The 15,357-nt window shown below is 38.0% G+C and carries 12 protein-coding genes; 10 read left to right on the forward strand and 2 right to left on the reverse strand.

Translation table 11 applies throughout. The features are described 5' to 3' along the window. The first annotated feature begins 4 nt into the window (after nucleotides 1–4). The 7 genes from B3E00_RS22005 (at nucleotide 5) to B3E00_RS22035 (ending at nucleotide 9,639) form a co-directional block, all read left to right on the forward strand. A complete protein-coding gene (locus B3E00_RS22005) occupies nucleotides 5–1,741 on the forward strand; it encodes a RagB/SusD family nutrient uptake outer membrane protein (RefSeq protein ID WP_293884618.1) in 1,737 nt (578 codons plus the stop codon). A 123-nt stretch (nucleotides 1,742–1,864) separates the two neighbouring features. Continuing rightward, a complete protein-coding gene (locus B3E00_RS22010; protein WP_293940164.1) occupies nucleotides 1,865–3,184 on the forward strand; it encodes a D-alanyl-D-alanine carboxypeptidase in 1,320 nt (439 codons plus the stop codon). 10 nt (nucleotides 3,185–3,194) lie between these two features. Then, nucleotides 3,195–4,493, forward strand: a complete 1,299-nt coding sequence (locus tag B3E00_RS22015; protein WP_293884620.1) for an MFS transporter — start codon at nucleotides 3,195–3,197, stop codon at nucleotides 4,491–4,493. Nucleotides 4,494–4,513: 20 nt separating this feature from the next. Then, the gene (locus B3E00_RS22020; protein WP_293884621.1) at nucleotides 4,514–5,242 is read left to right on the forward strand and encodes a (Fe-S)-binding protein; all 729 of its coding nucleotides are present in this window, start codon (nucleotides 4,514–4,516) and stop codon (nucleotides 5,240–5,242) included. A 21-nt stretch (nucleotides 5,243–5,263) separates the two neighbouring features. Continuing rightward, nucleotides 5,264–6,154 carry a TIM barrel protein gene (locus B3E00_RS22025; protein ID WP_293884622.1) on the forward strand — a complete coding sequence of 297 codons (891 nt, stop codon included), beginning with the start codon at nucleotides 5,264–5,266 and terminating at the stop codon, nucleotides 6,152–6,154. A 237-nt stretch (nucleotides 6,155–6,391) separates the two neighbouring features. Further along, entirely contained in the window at nucleotides 6,392–7,966 is a 1,575-nt protein-coding gene (locus B3E00_RS22030; protein WP_293940166.1) for a peptide MFS transporter, read from the forward strand. Between the two features lie 83 nt (nucleotides 7,967–8,049). Next, complete coding sequence (locus tag B3E00_RS22035) at nucleotides 8,050–9,639, forward strand: peptide MFS transporter (protein ID WP_293940168.1); 1,590 nt, start codon at nucleotides 8,050–8,052, stop codon at nucleotides 9,637–9,639. Nucleotides 9,640–9,734: 95 nt separating this feature from the next. Here the strand turns inward: B3E00_RS22035 and B3E00_RS22040 are convergent, their stop codons facing one another. Continuing rightward, nucleotides 9,735–11,027 carry a hemolysin family protein gene (locus tag B3E00_RS22040; protein WP_293885489.1) on the reverse strand — a complete coding sequence of 431 codons (1,293 nt, stop codon included), beginning with the start codon at nucleotides 11,025–11,027 and terminating at the stop codon, nucleotides 9,735–9,737. Nucleotides 11,028–11,169: 142 nt separating this feature from the next. Beyond that, entirely contained in the window at nucleotides 11,170–12,516 is a 1,347-nt protein-coding gene (locus B3E00_RS22045) for a Gfo/Idh/MocA family protein (RefSeq protein ID WP_293885490.1), read from the reverse strand. Nucleotides 12,517–12,743: 227 nt separating this feature from the next. Here B3E00_RS22045 and B3E00_RS22050 point away from each other — a divergent pair, with 227 nt between their 5' ends. The 3 genes from B3E00_RS22050 to B3E00_RS22060 all read left to right on the forward strand — a co-directional run bounded on the left by B3E00_RS22050 (nucleotide 12,744) and on the right by B3E00_RS22060 (nucleotide 15,296). After that, a complete protein-coding gene (locus B3E00_RS22050; RefSeq protein WP_293885492.1) occupies nucleotides 12,744–13,850 on the forward strand; it encodes a phosphotransferase enzyme family protein in 1,107 nt (368 codons plus the stop codon). Nucleotides 13,851–13,929: 79 nt separating this feature from the next. Continuing rightward, nucleotides 13,930–14,574 (forward strand): carbohydrate-binding family 9-like protein, encoded by a 645-nt coding sequence (locus B3E00_RS22055; RefSeq protein WP_293885494.1) that lies wholly within the window; start codon nucleotides 13,930–13,932, stop codon nucleotides 14,572–14,574. Nucleotides 14,575–15,047: 473 nt separating this feature from the next. Continuing rightward, entirely contained in the window at nucleotides 15,048–15,296 is a 249-nt protein-coding gene (locus tag B3E00_RS22060) for a type B 50S ribosomal protein L31 (RefSeq protein ID WP_209578846.1), read from the forward strand. Nucleotides 15,297–15,357 lie beyond the last annotated feature (61 nt).

Consider the following 15,357-nt stretch of genomic DNA (forward strand, 5'->3'; position numbering starts at 1 on the left):
TAAAATGAAAAAGAGAACTATTCAATTATACAGTTTGTTAGGACTGACGACTTTAGGTATGCTTGGCTGTAGTAAAGGCTTTTTGGAAAAAAATCCTCAAGGGCAATTGATCGAAGAGCAGATTGAGGGAAAGAAAGGGGTAGAAGCAACCTTGATTGGTGCCTATGCAATTATGAACGGTAATATAAATGGCACTTGGGGGAACTATGGTTCGGCGCCAAGCCAATGGATTTTCGGAGAAATTACATCCGATAATGCACACAAGGGATCAGTAATCACCGATCAGCCAAACATGAATATGATCGAGTCTTTTACTACGATTTCCTCTAACGACAACCTAAGCACCATGTGGCAGGTATATTATGAAGGCATACTTCGTGCAAATACTACACTGCGTTTGTTGAGCCAAGATCAAAGCGGTAGCAAAACGATTAAAGCAGAGCGTGCTAAAGAAATTGAGGGTGAGGCGAAATTGTTGCGTGCACACTACTACTTTTTTCTGTGGCGTATCTTTAAAAATATTCCATATGTAGACGAAAATACAAGCATCGAAGAGGCTAAAGTTGTCAAAAATGATAAGGATGTACAACCTATGATCGAAAGTGATCTAAAGACTGCTATTGCGAATTTACCAGATAGCAAGATCAATGGTGAAGGTGGACGAATGGATCAACGTACTGCGAAAGCATATTTGGGTAAACTATACCTTTATCAAAAAAAATATACTGAGGCTCTGACTTTATTTAAGGATGTCATTGGAAGCCGTGACATCACAACAATGCCTTTCCAGGATAATTATGATGTCAATAAGGAAAATGGACCCGAAGCGCTTTTAGTGGCTAAGCATGCCATCAATCCTGATGGCGGTGGGGATAATGCGAATGTGGGTGATATGCTCAGTGGTCTTAATGGCACTAACCCTGTTGGCTGCTGTGGTTTCTACCAGCCTTCAATTGATCTCGTTAATGCATATAAGGTAGATGCAAATGGACTTCCGATGCTAGATGATTCCTATCGTACGAATCCATATACTTCTGATATCTTGTTGACAGATAAAACCGCTATAGCAAATTATAAATTGGATTTGAACTTAAAATTTGATCCACGGCTTGATTATACCGTTGGTCGCCGCGGTGTCAATTTCTTGGATTATGGGGAGTTTCCTGGTGACGCATGGCTAAGGCCGGAGGAAGGAAGTCGTCCGCATGGTGGTCCATTTACGGGTATTAAAACGATGATTCCTAAAAGTCAACATGCTGCTCATACACAGGCCGGTGCTGCTTATGTAACCGATCTTGATGTGAATATTATTCGACTTGCTGACGTAATTTTAATGGCTGCTGAGTGTGAGGTTGAATTGGGTAATCTTCCAAATGCTTTAAAATACGTTAACTCTATTCGGCTTCGTGCGGCACAATTACCATCTAAGACTACCGGGGGCGGAGTCGCCGCTGCGAAATACGAGGTTAAACCCTATCCGGCATTCACAAGTGCCGATCAGGCGCGTAAAGCTGTTCGATTTGAAAGAAGACTAGAACTAGCCATGGAAGGTCATCGTTTCTTCGACTTGGTACGCTGGGGTATAGCGAAAGAGGTTATTGCAAATTACGCAAAATTTGAAGGCAGTATACTCCCTGTATTTAAGAGCAAAGCATATGCGGATAAAAATGCTTATTTCCCGATTCCACAAGAGGAAATAAATAAAAGTAATGGTAGTCTAACACAAAATCAGGGCTACTAGTAGCTGACATAATAAATGCAAAGGGAGGAAATAAATCCTCCCTTTGCTGTTTTATAGGATTTGTATCTGAATTTTGGCAGTAGGAGAAATGGAGTTATTACTCTTTTTTGTATGTTTACACCAATGAAAAATTTCCTGTGTACGCTATTACTGCTTTGGCTTGTCCTATTTTCTACCCTTATTGTTAAGTCCCAGGATTTTGAAGACGTCTACCATATGCTTCAGGATTCCAAAATATTAAATGATCATTTCTACGGATTTTCACTGTATGACTTAAATGCTGATAAGTTTGTCATGGATGTTAATGGCAGCAAGCATTTCACACCTGCTTCCAACACTAAAATGTATACTACTTATGCTGCTTTGGCGCTGCTGGGTGATTCGATACCAGGTTTGGAGTATGTTGAACGCGGAGATTCGCTGTTAATCTGGGGAACAGGAGATCCGACTTTTTTGCATAATCGTTTGGATACAAGGGTGGTTTATGATTTTTTGAAAAGAACAAATAAAACGATCTATTTTGTTGCCGGTACTATGAGAAATAAATTCTACGCACATGGTTGGGCAATGGAGGATTTTGAAGCCTATTATCAGCCTGAAATAAGCACATTTCCCATCTATGGAAACGTGGTTACTTTTCGTCAAAGGGGATACAATCATTTAAATACCTCTCCCAGAATTTTTCAGAAAGACCTGGATTTTTTGCCTGAGCCTAAAAAAGGTGAATTCGAGCTTTCACGCTCTTTTCGAAGCAATAATTTTTGGATGTCTAAACGTCCAGTACCAAATGATTATGTCAATGAAGTCCCTTTTATTTATTCGGATAGTTTGTTTGTGAAATTGTTGTCGGATACACTAGGTAAGCAGGTAAATCGCCTGACCTATACAAAACCAAACGATACAAAAATATTGTATTCATGTGAAACAAAAAATCTCATTCGTGAAATGATGTTGCCCAGTGATAACTTTATTGCTGAACAGTTTTTAATGATGTGCTCGTGGAAGCAGTTTGGCCAATTTGATACCTACTTGGTGCGGGATTGGATGAAGAATAACGTTTATAAATATTTTTCAGCCGAGGTTGCCCTATTTGATGGATCAGGTCTTTCTTCCTATAATAAGGTTACTCCGCAAAATAATGTGGATTTGTTGGTTCTTCTGAAAAATAAATTACCTGATGAGAAGGATCGCTTTCGCCTTTTTCCAGCTGGAGGTATAGATGGTACGCTGAGAAGAACCTATAGCAAAGATCTTGGTGAACCCTTTGTTTTTGCTAAGACCGGAACTATTACCTCTGTCTATAATCAAAGCGGTTATCTCATTACACGGAAAGGAAGAAGAATGGCCTTTTCTTTTATGAACAATAATTATATTGATGATCGGGCAAGTGCAATTCGTAAAGAAATGGCTAAAATTATTACTTATATTCGTCAAACTTATTAAGCCAATTTAAATGGAAGCAATTGTAAAAAACAACAAAAAATTGATTCGTTCTTGGGCCATGTTTGATTGGGCCAATTCTGCTTACAACCTTGTTATTACTTCCACAATATTTCCAGTTTATTATACAGCAATTACTACAACGAAAGAGCATGGAGATGTTGTCAGTTTCTTTGGAATTGAAGTGGTTAATACCGCACTTTCCAATTTTTCTTTAGCTTTTGCGTATTTGCTGATGTCTTTTTCTTTGCCCTTTATTTCTTCGTACGCCGATGCAAATGGAAAGAAGAAGCAGATCATGAAATTCTTTACCTATATGGGCGCGATGGCATGTATGTGCCTATTCTTTTTTAAGCTTGATACGCTGGAAATCGGTATCATATGTTTTGTGCTTGCTGCAATGGGTTATATCGGCGGTGTTTTGTTTAATAACTCCTATTTGCCACTTTTAGCTACTGTTGATCAACAGGATAAAGTGAGCGCGCAAGGTTTTGCTTATGGCTATATTGGCTGCGTTACATTACAGATTCTTTGTTTTATAGTCGTTCTTAAACCAGGATGGTTTGGTATTACAAACGCCTCTTTACCAGCACGCATATCGTTTCTAATGGTTGGATTATGGTGGCTCGGGTTCTCTATGATTCCATTTAAATATTTACCCAAAATTGAGGCTACTGGTAATACTACAGGTAAAAGCTTCATACAGAACGTACGGGATGAATTTGGACACGTGATTCAAAAGATCAAAGGTATTCCTGAAATCAAACAGTTTCTGCCGGCATTTTTCTTCTACGCGATTGGTGTGCAGACCTTAATGATTGTCGCTTCTTCCTTCGGAGAGAAAATTCTGCACTTAGGTGCGGAAAGATTGATTGCCACGATTCTTCTTATTCAGCTTGTAGCCATTTTAGGGGCATTTTTAATGTCTTATTTATCCACACTGTTTGGAAATATTAAAGTATTGATAGTGGTAGTAATGATTTGGATCGGAATCTGCATATCAGCTTTTTATTTATCGACTCCGCTTCAATTTTATATTATTGCCGCACTGGTAGGCCTAGTCATGGGCGGAATTCAGTCGCTTTCACGTTCAACCTATTCGAAACTAATTCCACCTGATATCAAAGACACCACTGCTTTCTTCTCTTTTTATGACGTTACAGAAAAGGTAGCCATTGTCATCGGGTTATTTTCATTTGGGCTTATAGAACAAATAACACACAATATTCGGTACTCAGCATTGGTTCTTTCTTTATTTTTTGTAATTGGATTGTTACTTTTGGTACGGATTTTAGTATCCAATAAATCTTAATTTTATTGATCAAATTTAATATGAAAGTAGAACTTTTTGTTCCTTGTTTTATAGATCAGCTTTATCCTGAGACTGCGTTTAATACTGTTCGTTTACTGGAAAAAGTTGGCTGTGAGGTTGTATATAATCCCGAGCAGACATGCTGTGGCCAACCGGCATACAATGCTGGGTTTTGGGAAGATGCAAAGCAGGTTGGACGGAAATTTCTAAGAGATTTTTCAGGCGAGCATGTTATTATTTCTCCGTCTGCTTCTTGTACTGGGATGGTAAGGCACGGTTACAACGATCTATTCGCTAATTCTGCAGATTCTCATCAATGTCATAAAATACAACAACAGGTTATTGAAATATCTGATTTTTTGGTAAACATTCTGAAAAAGGAATATTTTGGGGCTGAATTGGAGGGAGTTGCCGTATACCACGATTCATGCTCGGCATTACGGGAATGCAAGATTAAAGATGAACCCCGAATATTACTGAGTAAGGTTTTGGGCTTGGAGATGGTAGAGGTAAAAGATAGTGAGACATGCTGTGGATTTGGTGGTAGTTTTGCAGTAAAATTCGAAGGTATATCGGCTGCGATGGCTGAACAGAAAGTGCAGAATGCTTTGGATATGCATGCGGATTACATCATATCGACTGATTCATCTTGCTTACTGCAGTTGCAATCTTATATCGATAAACATAAATTACCTATTCAGACCATGCACCTGGTGGATGTATTGAGCACTGGCTGGGGAAATATTTAAATAACACATAAATCTAAACACATGAATTCAAGAAGAGATTTTCTTAAAAACCTTGCATTAGCATCTGCTGGGATTGCATTGGCTCCTTCGTTGGAGAGCTTTGCAGCAGCGAAGAAAGATTGGTTTGATATTTCCCTGGCGGAATGGTCTTTGCATAAATCTTTATTCAAAGGAGATTTGAATAATTTGGATTTTCCAGCCTTGGCTGCAAAAAAATATGGTATCTATGGTGTAGAATACGTGAACCAATTTTTTAAAGATAAGGCGAATGATAATAATTATCTTACCGAGCTGAATATGCGTGCTAAAGATAATGGTGTACGTAATGTACTCATTATGATTGATGGTGAGGGAAATCTAGGTGATGAAGACGAAACCAAGAGAAAACAAGCTGTGCAAAATCACTATAAATGGATTTCTGCAGCTAATTTTCTGGGATGTCACGCCATACGCGTTAATGCTGCCGGTAAAGGGGCACCTGAGGAAGTGAGTAAACGTGTTGTTGAAAGCCTGACCGCATTGTCAGATATAGGCAAAAAAGCAGGAATCAGTATTATTGTAGAAAATCATGGTGGTATTTCTTCACATGGTGATTGGTTAGCCAATACACTAAAAGCAGTCGGTAGTAAGTATTGTGGAAGTTTACCTGATCTTGGAAACTTCTATGAATATGATCGTTATCAGGGCGTCACAGATTTGATGCCTTATGCGCATGGTGTCAGCGCCAAAACACATGATTTTGATGCCAACGGCAACGAAACGCAAATTGATTATGAGCGTATGTTAAAGATCATCAAGAAAGCAAAATTCAAAGGATACATTGGTATTGAATACGAGGGAAGTAAGTTGAGCGAGGAAGAGGGGATCTTTGCGACTAAAAGGTTGCTGGAACGTTTACGTCCTTTGATTTAATCATGAATAAATCAAGTTCTTTTCAATAGATGGAAAGAACTTGACTGTTATAAGGGATGTTTATTCATCTACCTCTTTGTGTCTTACAGGGCTTAAATTAGACATTGGTTGGTCTGATATCTACTTGATCCTATGAGATTAAGGTAATATAGAGGGTCATCAGTTTTCCATTTGCTGATGATGAAATAATAAATGGAAATTACACTACCACATTTTGAAAAACAACTATTAAAAAACATGAATTTTGAAAAGAATGCTGTTCTAGAAACCCATTTGGAAAAAGTAGGGGCGGAGCATGTATTGGTACAAGGGCACCCCGCCGGATTATTTGTATTATTCTTCACGGAGATGTGGGAGCGTTTTAGCTATTACGGTATGCGGGCGCTTTTAGTGAATTTTTTGGTTTCTACTATTGCACAACATGGTTGGGGATGGACTAATTCAGAGGCGATGAAGCTCTATGGTCTTTATACCGGAATGGTGTTTTTGACTCCGCTATTTGGTGGAATTATTGCTGATCGTCTCACAGGATATAGAAAATCCATTATGGTCGGTGCTATAATTATGACTTTGGGGCATATTGCTATGGCTTTAGAAGGGTTTAATAAAAGCTTTTTTTTAGCAGGTCTGGTGCTTATTGTTCTAGGAAACGGTTTGTTTAAGCCGAATATATCATCCATGGTTGGTAAGTTGTATCCCGATAAAGGGGGCAAAAAGGATGCCGGTTATACCATATTTTATATGGGAATAAATGGAGGAGCCTTCTTAGGAATGATGCTTTGTGGTTACATCGGCGAAAAGGTTGGTTGGCATTATGGATTTGGTTTAGCAGGTGTATTTATGTTTTTGGGTATGTTGCAGTTTTATTTCGCCCAACGGATTTTTGGAAAAATTGGAAATACCCCAGAAAGGAAGGAAGAGCTTACCGATGACGCAGTAAATAAGGTAGAAAATCCGAAACATGTCGTTCGTGATCGTTTGTTGGTGATTGTTATTTTTATGATATCAAGTATTGTATTTCACTTAGCATTTGAGCAGGCGGGTGGGTCAATGACAATATTTGCTAAAAATTATACACAGCGGGTGTTGAGTGGGGATGCAGCGATACTATTTAAATGGTTTGATGCTGCGTTGACCGTGTTGCCTATTGTAGTTATCACTGGTGTCTTGTTCGTGTTGGCTAAAAAAATTATTCGTAAATATCCCTTGATTATACTTTTTTCCAGTATTTCTTTTGTGATCATTTGGTCCTTATGTTTATGGAAGGTCTATCGCGAATATTATGATATGAATTCTGAAGTTACGGTATCATGGTTTCCGATGTTGAACTCTTTCTTTATAATTACACTGGCGACTTCATTTAGTAAGATATGGGAAAAAGTATGGAATCCTTCTGGGCCAATTAAATTCGCAATGGGTTTGACATTGGTCGGCGTCGGCTTTGCTGCTTTATCAATTGGTAGTTCGGAGATTCCCACTGGTGCAAAAGCTGCCTCAGTCAGTATGATTTGGCTGGTCTTAGCTTATTTTTTTCATACAGTAGGCGAATTATGTATAGGTCCGGTTGGATTGTCTTATGTTAGTAAACTGTCGCCAAAGCGATTCCTTGGATTACTGTTCGGTTTTTGGTTTTGCGCCAATGCTATTGCTAATTTTATAGGAGGCTTTATTGGGTCGTATATCGATAAGATTACCGAATCTCATTCCATGTCTTATTTCTTTGCTGTGTTTACAATGATACCGATGATAGCGGCAGTATTCCTTGTTTTAGGCAATAAAAAAATAAAAAAGATGATGCATGGAATTGACTAATTCATAGAAAATTAGTGTATCTTCAAGCAATTTTTATCAAAATAAAAACAAAACCTGAGTTATAAAACAATTATTGAAATTATATGAATCAAGAAAAAGATCAAATTCTTGTAGCGCATCTGGCCAAGCATGGTATAGATGACAAGATGGTGAGTGGGCATCCCGCTGGATTATTTGTACTATTTTTCACGGAGATGTGGGAGCGTTTTAGCTACTATGGTATGCGGGCTTTATTGACCTTATTTTTAATCAGTACGATCGCTGACGGTGGATGGGAATGGAGCAATGCGCAGGCGATGCAGTTATATGGGACCTATACTGGTCTTGTTTATCTGACTCCATTGATCGGTGGTATGATTGCGGATAAATTGACTGGTTTTAAGAAGGCTATCTTGATTGGTGCATTGATTATGACATTAGGACACTTGTCTATGGCGTTTGAAGCTGTCCATTCAAATTTCTTCTATTTAGGATTACTCTTAATGATTTTAGGGAATGGTATGTTTAAACCTAATATTTCTTCGATGGTAGGAAATCTATACCCAGACAAAAGTTCAAAGAAGGATGCAGGTTATACAATTTTTTATATGGGTATCAACGCTGGTTCATTTTTGGGAATGCTCCTATGTGGTTATATCGGTGAAAAAATAGGTTGGCATTATGGGTTTGGACTAGCTGGAGTATTTATGTTCTTCGGCATGCTACAATTCTATTTTGGACAGCGCATATTTGGTATTATCGGTAATACGCCTAAAGCGTTACAGGCTCATCATGACGAAAAGGTCAAAAATCATGAAGATATTGATGAGGTTATTCCTGGAAATGTTGTTAGAGACCGCCTTATCGTTGTTACAATATTTATGTTGGCCAGCGTGGTTTTCTTTCTTTCTTTCGAACAGGCTGGCGGTTCGATGTCAATATTTGCGAAGGATTACACGCAGCGTGTCTTGTCAGGAAGTTCAGCGATTACGTTTAAATGGATTGATACAATTTTGACCATTGTACCTATCGTAATTGTAACGATTGTTTTGACAGCATTGGCTAGAAAAATATATAAACAGTATCCGCTTACAATTTTGTTTACAGCAATTTCATTCGGTATTATCTGGGGCTTGGGTTTATGGAAAATATTTCGCGAGATCGGTATAACAGGTTCGGAAGTTGGCGCTTCGTGGTTTCAAATATTGAACGCATTTTTTATTATTTCTCTTGCATCTTCTTTCAGTAAATTCTGGGAAAAGGTATGGAATCCTTCTGGCCCCGTAAAATTTGCACTGGGTCTGATATTAGTCGGTATTGGATTTGCCGCGCTAGCTTATGGCGCCAATGACATTCCACAGGGGGCTAAAACAGCATCAGTCAGTATGGTTTGGCTTGTTATCGCCTATTTTTTCCATTCTGCAGGAGAACTTTGTCTATCACCTGTCGGGCTATCTTACGTAAGTAAACTCTCTCCGAAGAAATTTTTGGGCCTTTTGTTTGGATGTTGGTTTTGTGCTTCCGCAATCGCAAATTTCATTGGGGGGTTTTTAGGTTCTTATATCGATAAAATCACAGAAGAGCACTCTATGTCTTATTTCTTTATGATATTTGCTATAGTTCCAGGTGTTACTGCGCTTTTATTGATTGCGTTCAATCCGATATTGAAAAAAATGATGCATGGTATCAACTAATTTGGTGAGGGAATCCGTCTAAAAAGAAGCGTGAGCTGATGATTATGAGGNNCTCACGCTTCTTTTTAGATAATAGGCATTTGGAATATTCAGATCTAGTCTGTCAGTTTCATCAATAGTTTATCGATGCGGTGTCCATCCATATCAAGCACTTCAAAAATTAGGTTTTTAAATTGGATACGTTCCCCTTCTTCGGGTACATGATCTAACCGGAGGAACACTAAGCCACCTACGGTAGTGACATTACTAATCTCATTTTCATCTTCTTCAGAAAGGCCTATCTCAAATTCATCCAAAAGGGTTTCGATCTGATATTGTCCATCGACAACATAGTCTCCATTTTCTAATTGACGTATTGTTGGACGGACACTGATATCGCTTTCTGCAATGTTGCCTACCAAATCACCAACAATATCCCGTAGCGTAATGATTCCTTGAGGTGACCCATACTCGTCTATGACGACCGCTTGATGAATACTAGATGTCCGCAAGGTATTCATGATACTGTAGGAGGAACTAAACTCGTTCACAAATTTGATGGGCAACATAAGGACTCTTAGGTCAAAAGGCTCATTTTGGAGACATTGTCGAAGTAATGATTTTACATGAACAACTCCTTTAATGTTATCAAGTCCACCTTCACAGACAGGATAGATGGAATAATCATTGTCTAGTATAATCTTGCGGTTTTCTTCAAAGGATTCTGCGAGGTCCAAGAACACAATATTTTTACGGTGAGTCATGAGGTTAACCGCTTTTTTGTCCCCTAAACTTAACAGACGGTCCACGATATCGTGTTCGATTCCTTCAATGACTCCACTATCCACACCCTCATCTACCAGGGCTTTTATTTCTTCTTCCGTGACGCTATTACCGCTGCTTTTAATATTAAGGATTTTGACGATAAACTCTGTTGACATGCTTAGTAACCACACAAATGGCCGAACGATTTTGCTGAGCAGATTCATCGGATAAGAAATAAGCATGGCATACTTTTCTGGAATGGCCATACCTATGCGTTTGGGTACTAGCTCCCCAAGTACCAATGAAAAATAGGTAATAATAAATACAACAATAATTACAGCGAGCTGCTCGCTGTATGGAGCGATAATACTCGATTTATTGAAGACTTCTACTAAGTACGATGATATACTGCCACCAGAAAAAAATCCTGTTAATATCCCGATAAGCGTAATACCTATTTGTACAGTAGACAGAAAGCTGTTTGGCGATTCTTTTAGACTTAACGCTATTTTGGCTGCTGCATTATTTTTATCGCTTTCGGCCTGTAATCTTGCTTTTCTGCTGGATACGATGGATATTTCTGATGCCGACAGTATTCCATTTAGAATAATCAGGGCTAAAATAATAATTGCTTCGGTAAGCATAATGAGTTGAAAGTTTTTACTAGGGCTAATTTACGGAAAAGACCAGCTAAATAGTAGGATTATTATGATTATGTGGAGCATTCATAAAAAAAGCCGTATTTCTTCCAATACGGCTTTTTTAATAGTAAGTGTGTCTTTCTAATTACATTCCACTATCATCTAACATAAAGGTGTTTTTCTTCGTTTTCCATTTTCCTTTCGTGAAATCAGGGAATTCCAACGTCTTATTTCCTTTCGCAATAGATTCGGTAGATAAGGGAAATACTGCACTCATGGTCACAGAATCGTATACATCAATTGGAGTCTGTACCTTTTGTTTCACGGATTGAATGAACGCATTGAATACAAACCAATCCATTCCGCCATGACCAGAACCATTTGCTAATTCTTCATATTTTTTCCAAATTGGGTGGTCATATTTCTTTACCCATTCGTCTGCAGAATCCCAAGTGTGCGGTTTAGATTTACCTTCGATATGTATGCCTTTGGCAACATCCATCCAAATCCCATCTGTTCCTTGTACGCGAAAACCGATAGAATAGGGTCTTGGTAAGTGTGTGTCATGCGTCAATAACATGGTTTCTCCATTCGCACATTGTAACATCGTTTGTGTGATGTCCCCATTTTTGTAATTGATCTTACCATTAGGGTGTCCTGGGGAAACTTTATTGACATACGCAGCCAATCCACGCGCTTTACTTGAGTAAGAAGTAATATGAGTGAATCTGTTTCCTTTGTTGATGTCTACAAATTGCATGATTGGGCCTAATCCGTGTGTAGGGTAAAGATCGCCGTCTTGGTCGATGTTGAATTGTGTGCGCCATTGCGCCTCTGAAATTGCTTTTGGGCCATACTCGACACCTTGACCGTAATAATTTTTTCCGTCGTTGAAAAGCACTTCACGTAAATCATGTTGATAGCCCCCTTCAAGATGTAATAATTCACCGAAAAGCCCTTGTCTATGCATGTTTAATACAGCAAGTACATCGCGCCGAAACGCTACATTTTCTAATGTCATGTAAGGTTTTCCGGTTTCTTCGGAAGCTTTAACAACGTCCCAATGATCTTGCACAGTTAAACCGGCAATAACCTCACACCCTACATATAATCCTGCCTTCATTGCGTCAATAGCTTGGTCTTTGTGGAACTGCCAAGGAGTGGCAATAATAACGGCATCTAAGTTTTCGTTGCTTAACATCTTTTTGTAAGCCTCTTTACCGCCCGTATATTCTTTTGGAAGTTTGGTTCCCTTTGCATTAAATTGTTTACGGCATTGGGCTAAAGATTCTTCTTGAGTGTCACAGATCGCCACAATTTCTAGATCATCTCTATTTAGCGCAATTTGCACATGATTACGTCCTCGAAGACCTACGCCAATAAAGCCAATTTTTATCTTACCATTTGTTTGGGCAAATAAGTCTGTACTTGAAAGGACACCGATTCCAGCTGTAGTGATGGCAGTCGATCTTATGAAATTTCTTCTATCCATTGTTTTGAGATATAGGGAGTTTGTATATTAGTTATTTACTTATTAAAACAGTCTGTTGGACTGGCTATTCTAAACAAATATATTATTTCATTTGCGATAAATGAATGTGCAAACGTTTGCTTAATTTTAATAAATTTCATGCAAACGTTTGATTGAAATAAAAATTATCATTTATTAATTCAATTTGTGATATTGCAAGCACATTGATGATTTAAAAACATAGTTTAATGTCTGATTTTAACCAATTAGTAATAGAGCGCGCGGCAAAACAATTCACATTAGAAGGAGATATCATTTCGGTTCAACCATTTGGTTCTGGTCATATCAATGATACTTATCGTGTAATTACTACTGAAAATACCCAGGTATCGTACTTATTGCAACGGATTAATCACCATGTTTTTCCTAATGTGGATGGACTAATGCACAATATAGCGCTAGTTACCAAGCATCTTAGCGAAAAAGTTAAAGTCGCAAAGGGCAAAAGAGTCAGCGATCACGTATTAACCATTGTCCCGACGATAGACGGGAATTTGTATATCCAAGATGACCGTGGAAATTATTGGCGTATGTTTATCCTAATTGAAGATACGAAGAGTTATGATATTGTTGAAACTGAATTTCAAGCAGCGGAGGGCGGGCGTGCTTTTGGTCTTTTCCAAAAGCAGTTGTCAGATTTGGATGCGTCACTGATCGTTGAAGTTCTTCCTAACTTTCATAATATAGATTTTAGACTTGAAAATCTTCGGAAAGCGATCGCTAAAGACACCTGTAAACGCGTAGCATTGGTGAAAGACAGATTAGATTTTATCTTTAGCCGCGAAGATCGCATGCAGACCATTCTTCAACTAGGTAGCAAGGGTAAACTTCCCCTGCGCATAACCCATAATGATACCAAGTTTAATAATGTGCTCTTGGATCATCATGATAAAATGCAATGCGTGATAGATTTGGATACGGTAATGCCTGGATATGTTGCATACGACTTCGGTGATGCTATTCGGACGATTATAAATCCTGTTGCGGAAGATGAAACCGATGTGTCTAAAATTAGCCTTAATTTGGCTTTGTATAAAGCTTATGCGGAAGGTTATCTCGAAGAAGCGAATGACTTTTTGACGACTATGGAAAAAGAAACATTGGTAGATGGGGCTTTTTTATTGCCTTTTATGCAGGGCGTACGTTTTTTGACTGACTATTTGGAAGGCGACCATTATTACAAAACAAAGTACGAGGATCACAATCTCGTGCGTACAAACACACAACTGAAGCTGGTAGAGGAGATGGAAAGGAATGAAGCATTTATGCGTAAGGTTGTTTTTGATTGCATTTAACAATTTTATACCTTTAATCATATTTGTAAGCTTCTGTCAAGTAGACGAAGCTTTTTTTTTCCAAAAAAAACAGAGTTGAATGAAGAAATTGACTATTTTGCCTATTGCAGCTGATTTGACAAAGGATCTTGATTATAAGACCTTGTCAGAGCTCATGAGTGATCTCGAAACGCAGTCGCTGAGTTATAACAATTGGAGCGAATCCTTCCCATACAAACCCGAAGTACAATTTAAAATTGGTTACACAGCGGAGTACCTAGTATTGCAATATGAGGTCATCGAAGAACAGCTTCGCGGCCACTATTCTGAAGCCAATCAGAATGTATGGGAAGACAGTTGTGTGGAATTTTTTGTGTCATTTGATGGTTGTAAGCATTATTACAACTTAGAATTTAATTTAATTGGAACTGGATTGATCGGTTATGGTACTGCCGAAAAAGCAGCAAGAAATAGGTTAGATACGAGTGAGATAGAAAAGGTTCGTACCTTTTCCTTAATAATGCGTAATGGTAGTGATAAGCGATGGACGATGATTGAGGTAATTCCGCTTTCTATATTTAAGTTTGACGAACTTGTAAACTTGAAAGGTAAAATAATTCATGGTAATTTCTATAAATGTGGTGATCACCTCAAACAGCCACATTTTATCTCCTGGAATAAAATAGAAAACCCAGCTCCTAATTTCCATCTGCCTCAATTCTTTGGCGAAATGGTTTTTGGTTAGGCGTGGAATCTAACTCCGGGCCATTTTTTTTCGCGCCAGCTTTTTAACCAAGAATTTTGTTTGACACGGTTATGCTATTTGGCGTCTGATGTAGCAATTGTCTCGAAATCTGTAGTGTAAATGGCAGGACATATCCCCATTGTCACTTTTCATCTTTGTCACTTTGGAATAAACGCTTCATTCAATGATAAGCCTAGCGTTTTTAGTATCAAAATATAAGCGGAAATTTTTTATCTAATTTAATTTTGTGTTACATAAAATTCTATTTATTAATGTTTTGTGTTGGGTTTGGGAGTCGGTAAACAAAATTATTCTTTGGTTAGATTAAAGAATGTTACCTTTGTGACCTTGATGAGTGCTGTTAATGAAAATGTGAAAAAAATCAACTAATTATTCTTGGTAATTGTTGTAAATTACATTTTTATAAGTTATCTTTGCACCTCAATAATTGAATATACGTAATCATAATAATAATGAAAAAAGATTTGCATCCTTCAAATTACAGATTAGTTGTATTTAAAGATATGTCAAATGACTATGCTTTTATTACAAAATCTTGTGTTGATACTAAAGAAACTATCACATGGGAAGATGGTAATGAGTATCCAGTTGTAAAACTAGAGATCTCTCACACATCACACCCTTTCTATACAGGTAAAATGAAATTGGTTGATACTGCCGGTCGTATCGACAAATTCCGTAGCCGTTACAACAAAAAATAATTGTAGCAGATCTGTATATTACAATATTAAAAACTCGATAAATATGATTTGTCGAGTTTTT

This window comes from Sphingobacterium sp. UBA5996 (genome assembly GCF_002429765.1).
Lineage (GTDB): Bacteria > Bacteroidota > Bacteroidia > Sphingobacteriales > Sphingobacteriaceae > Sphingobacterium.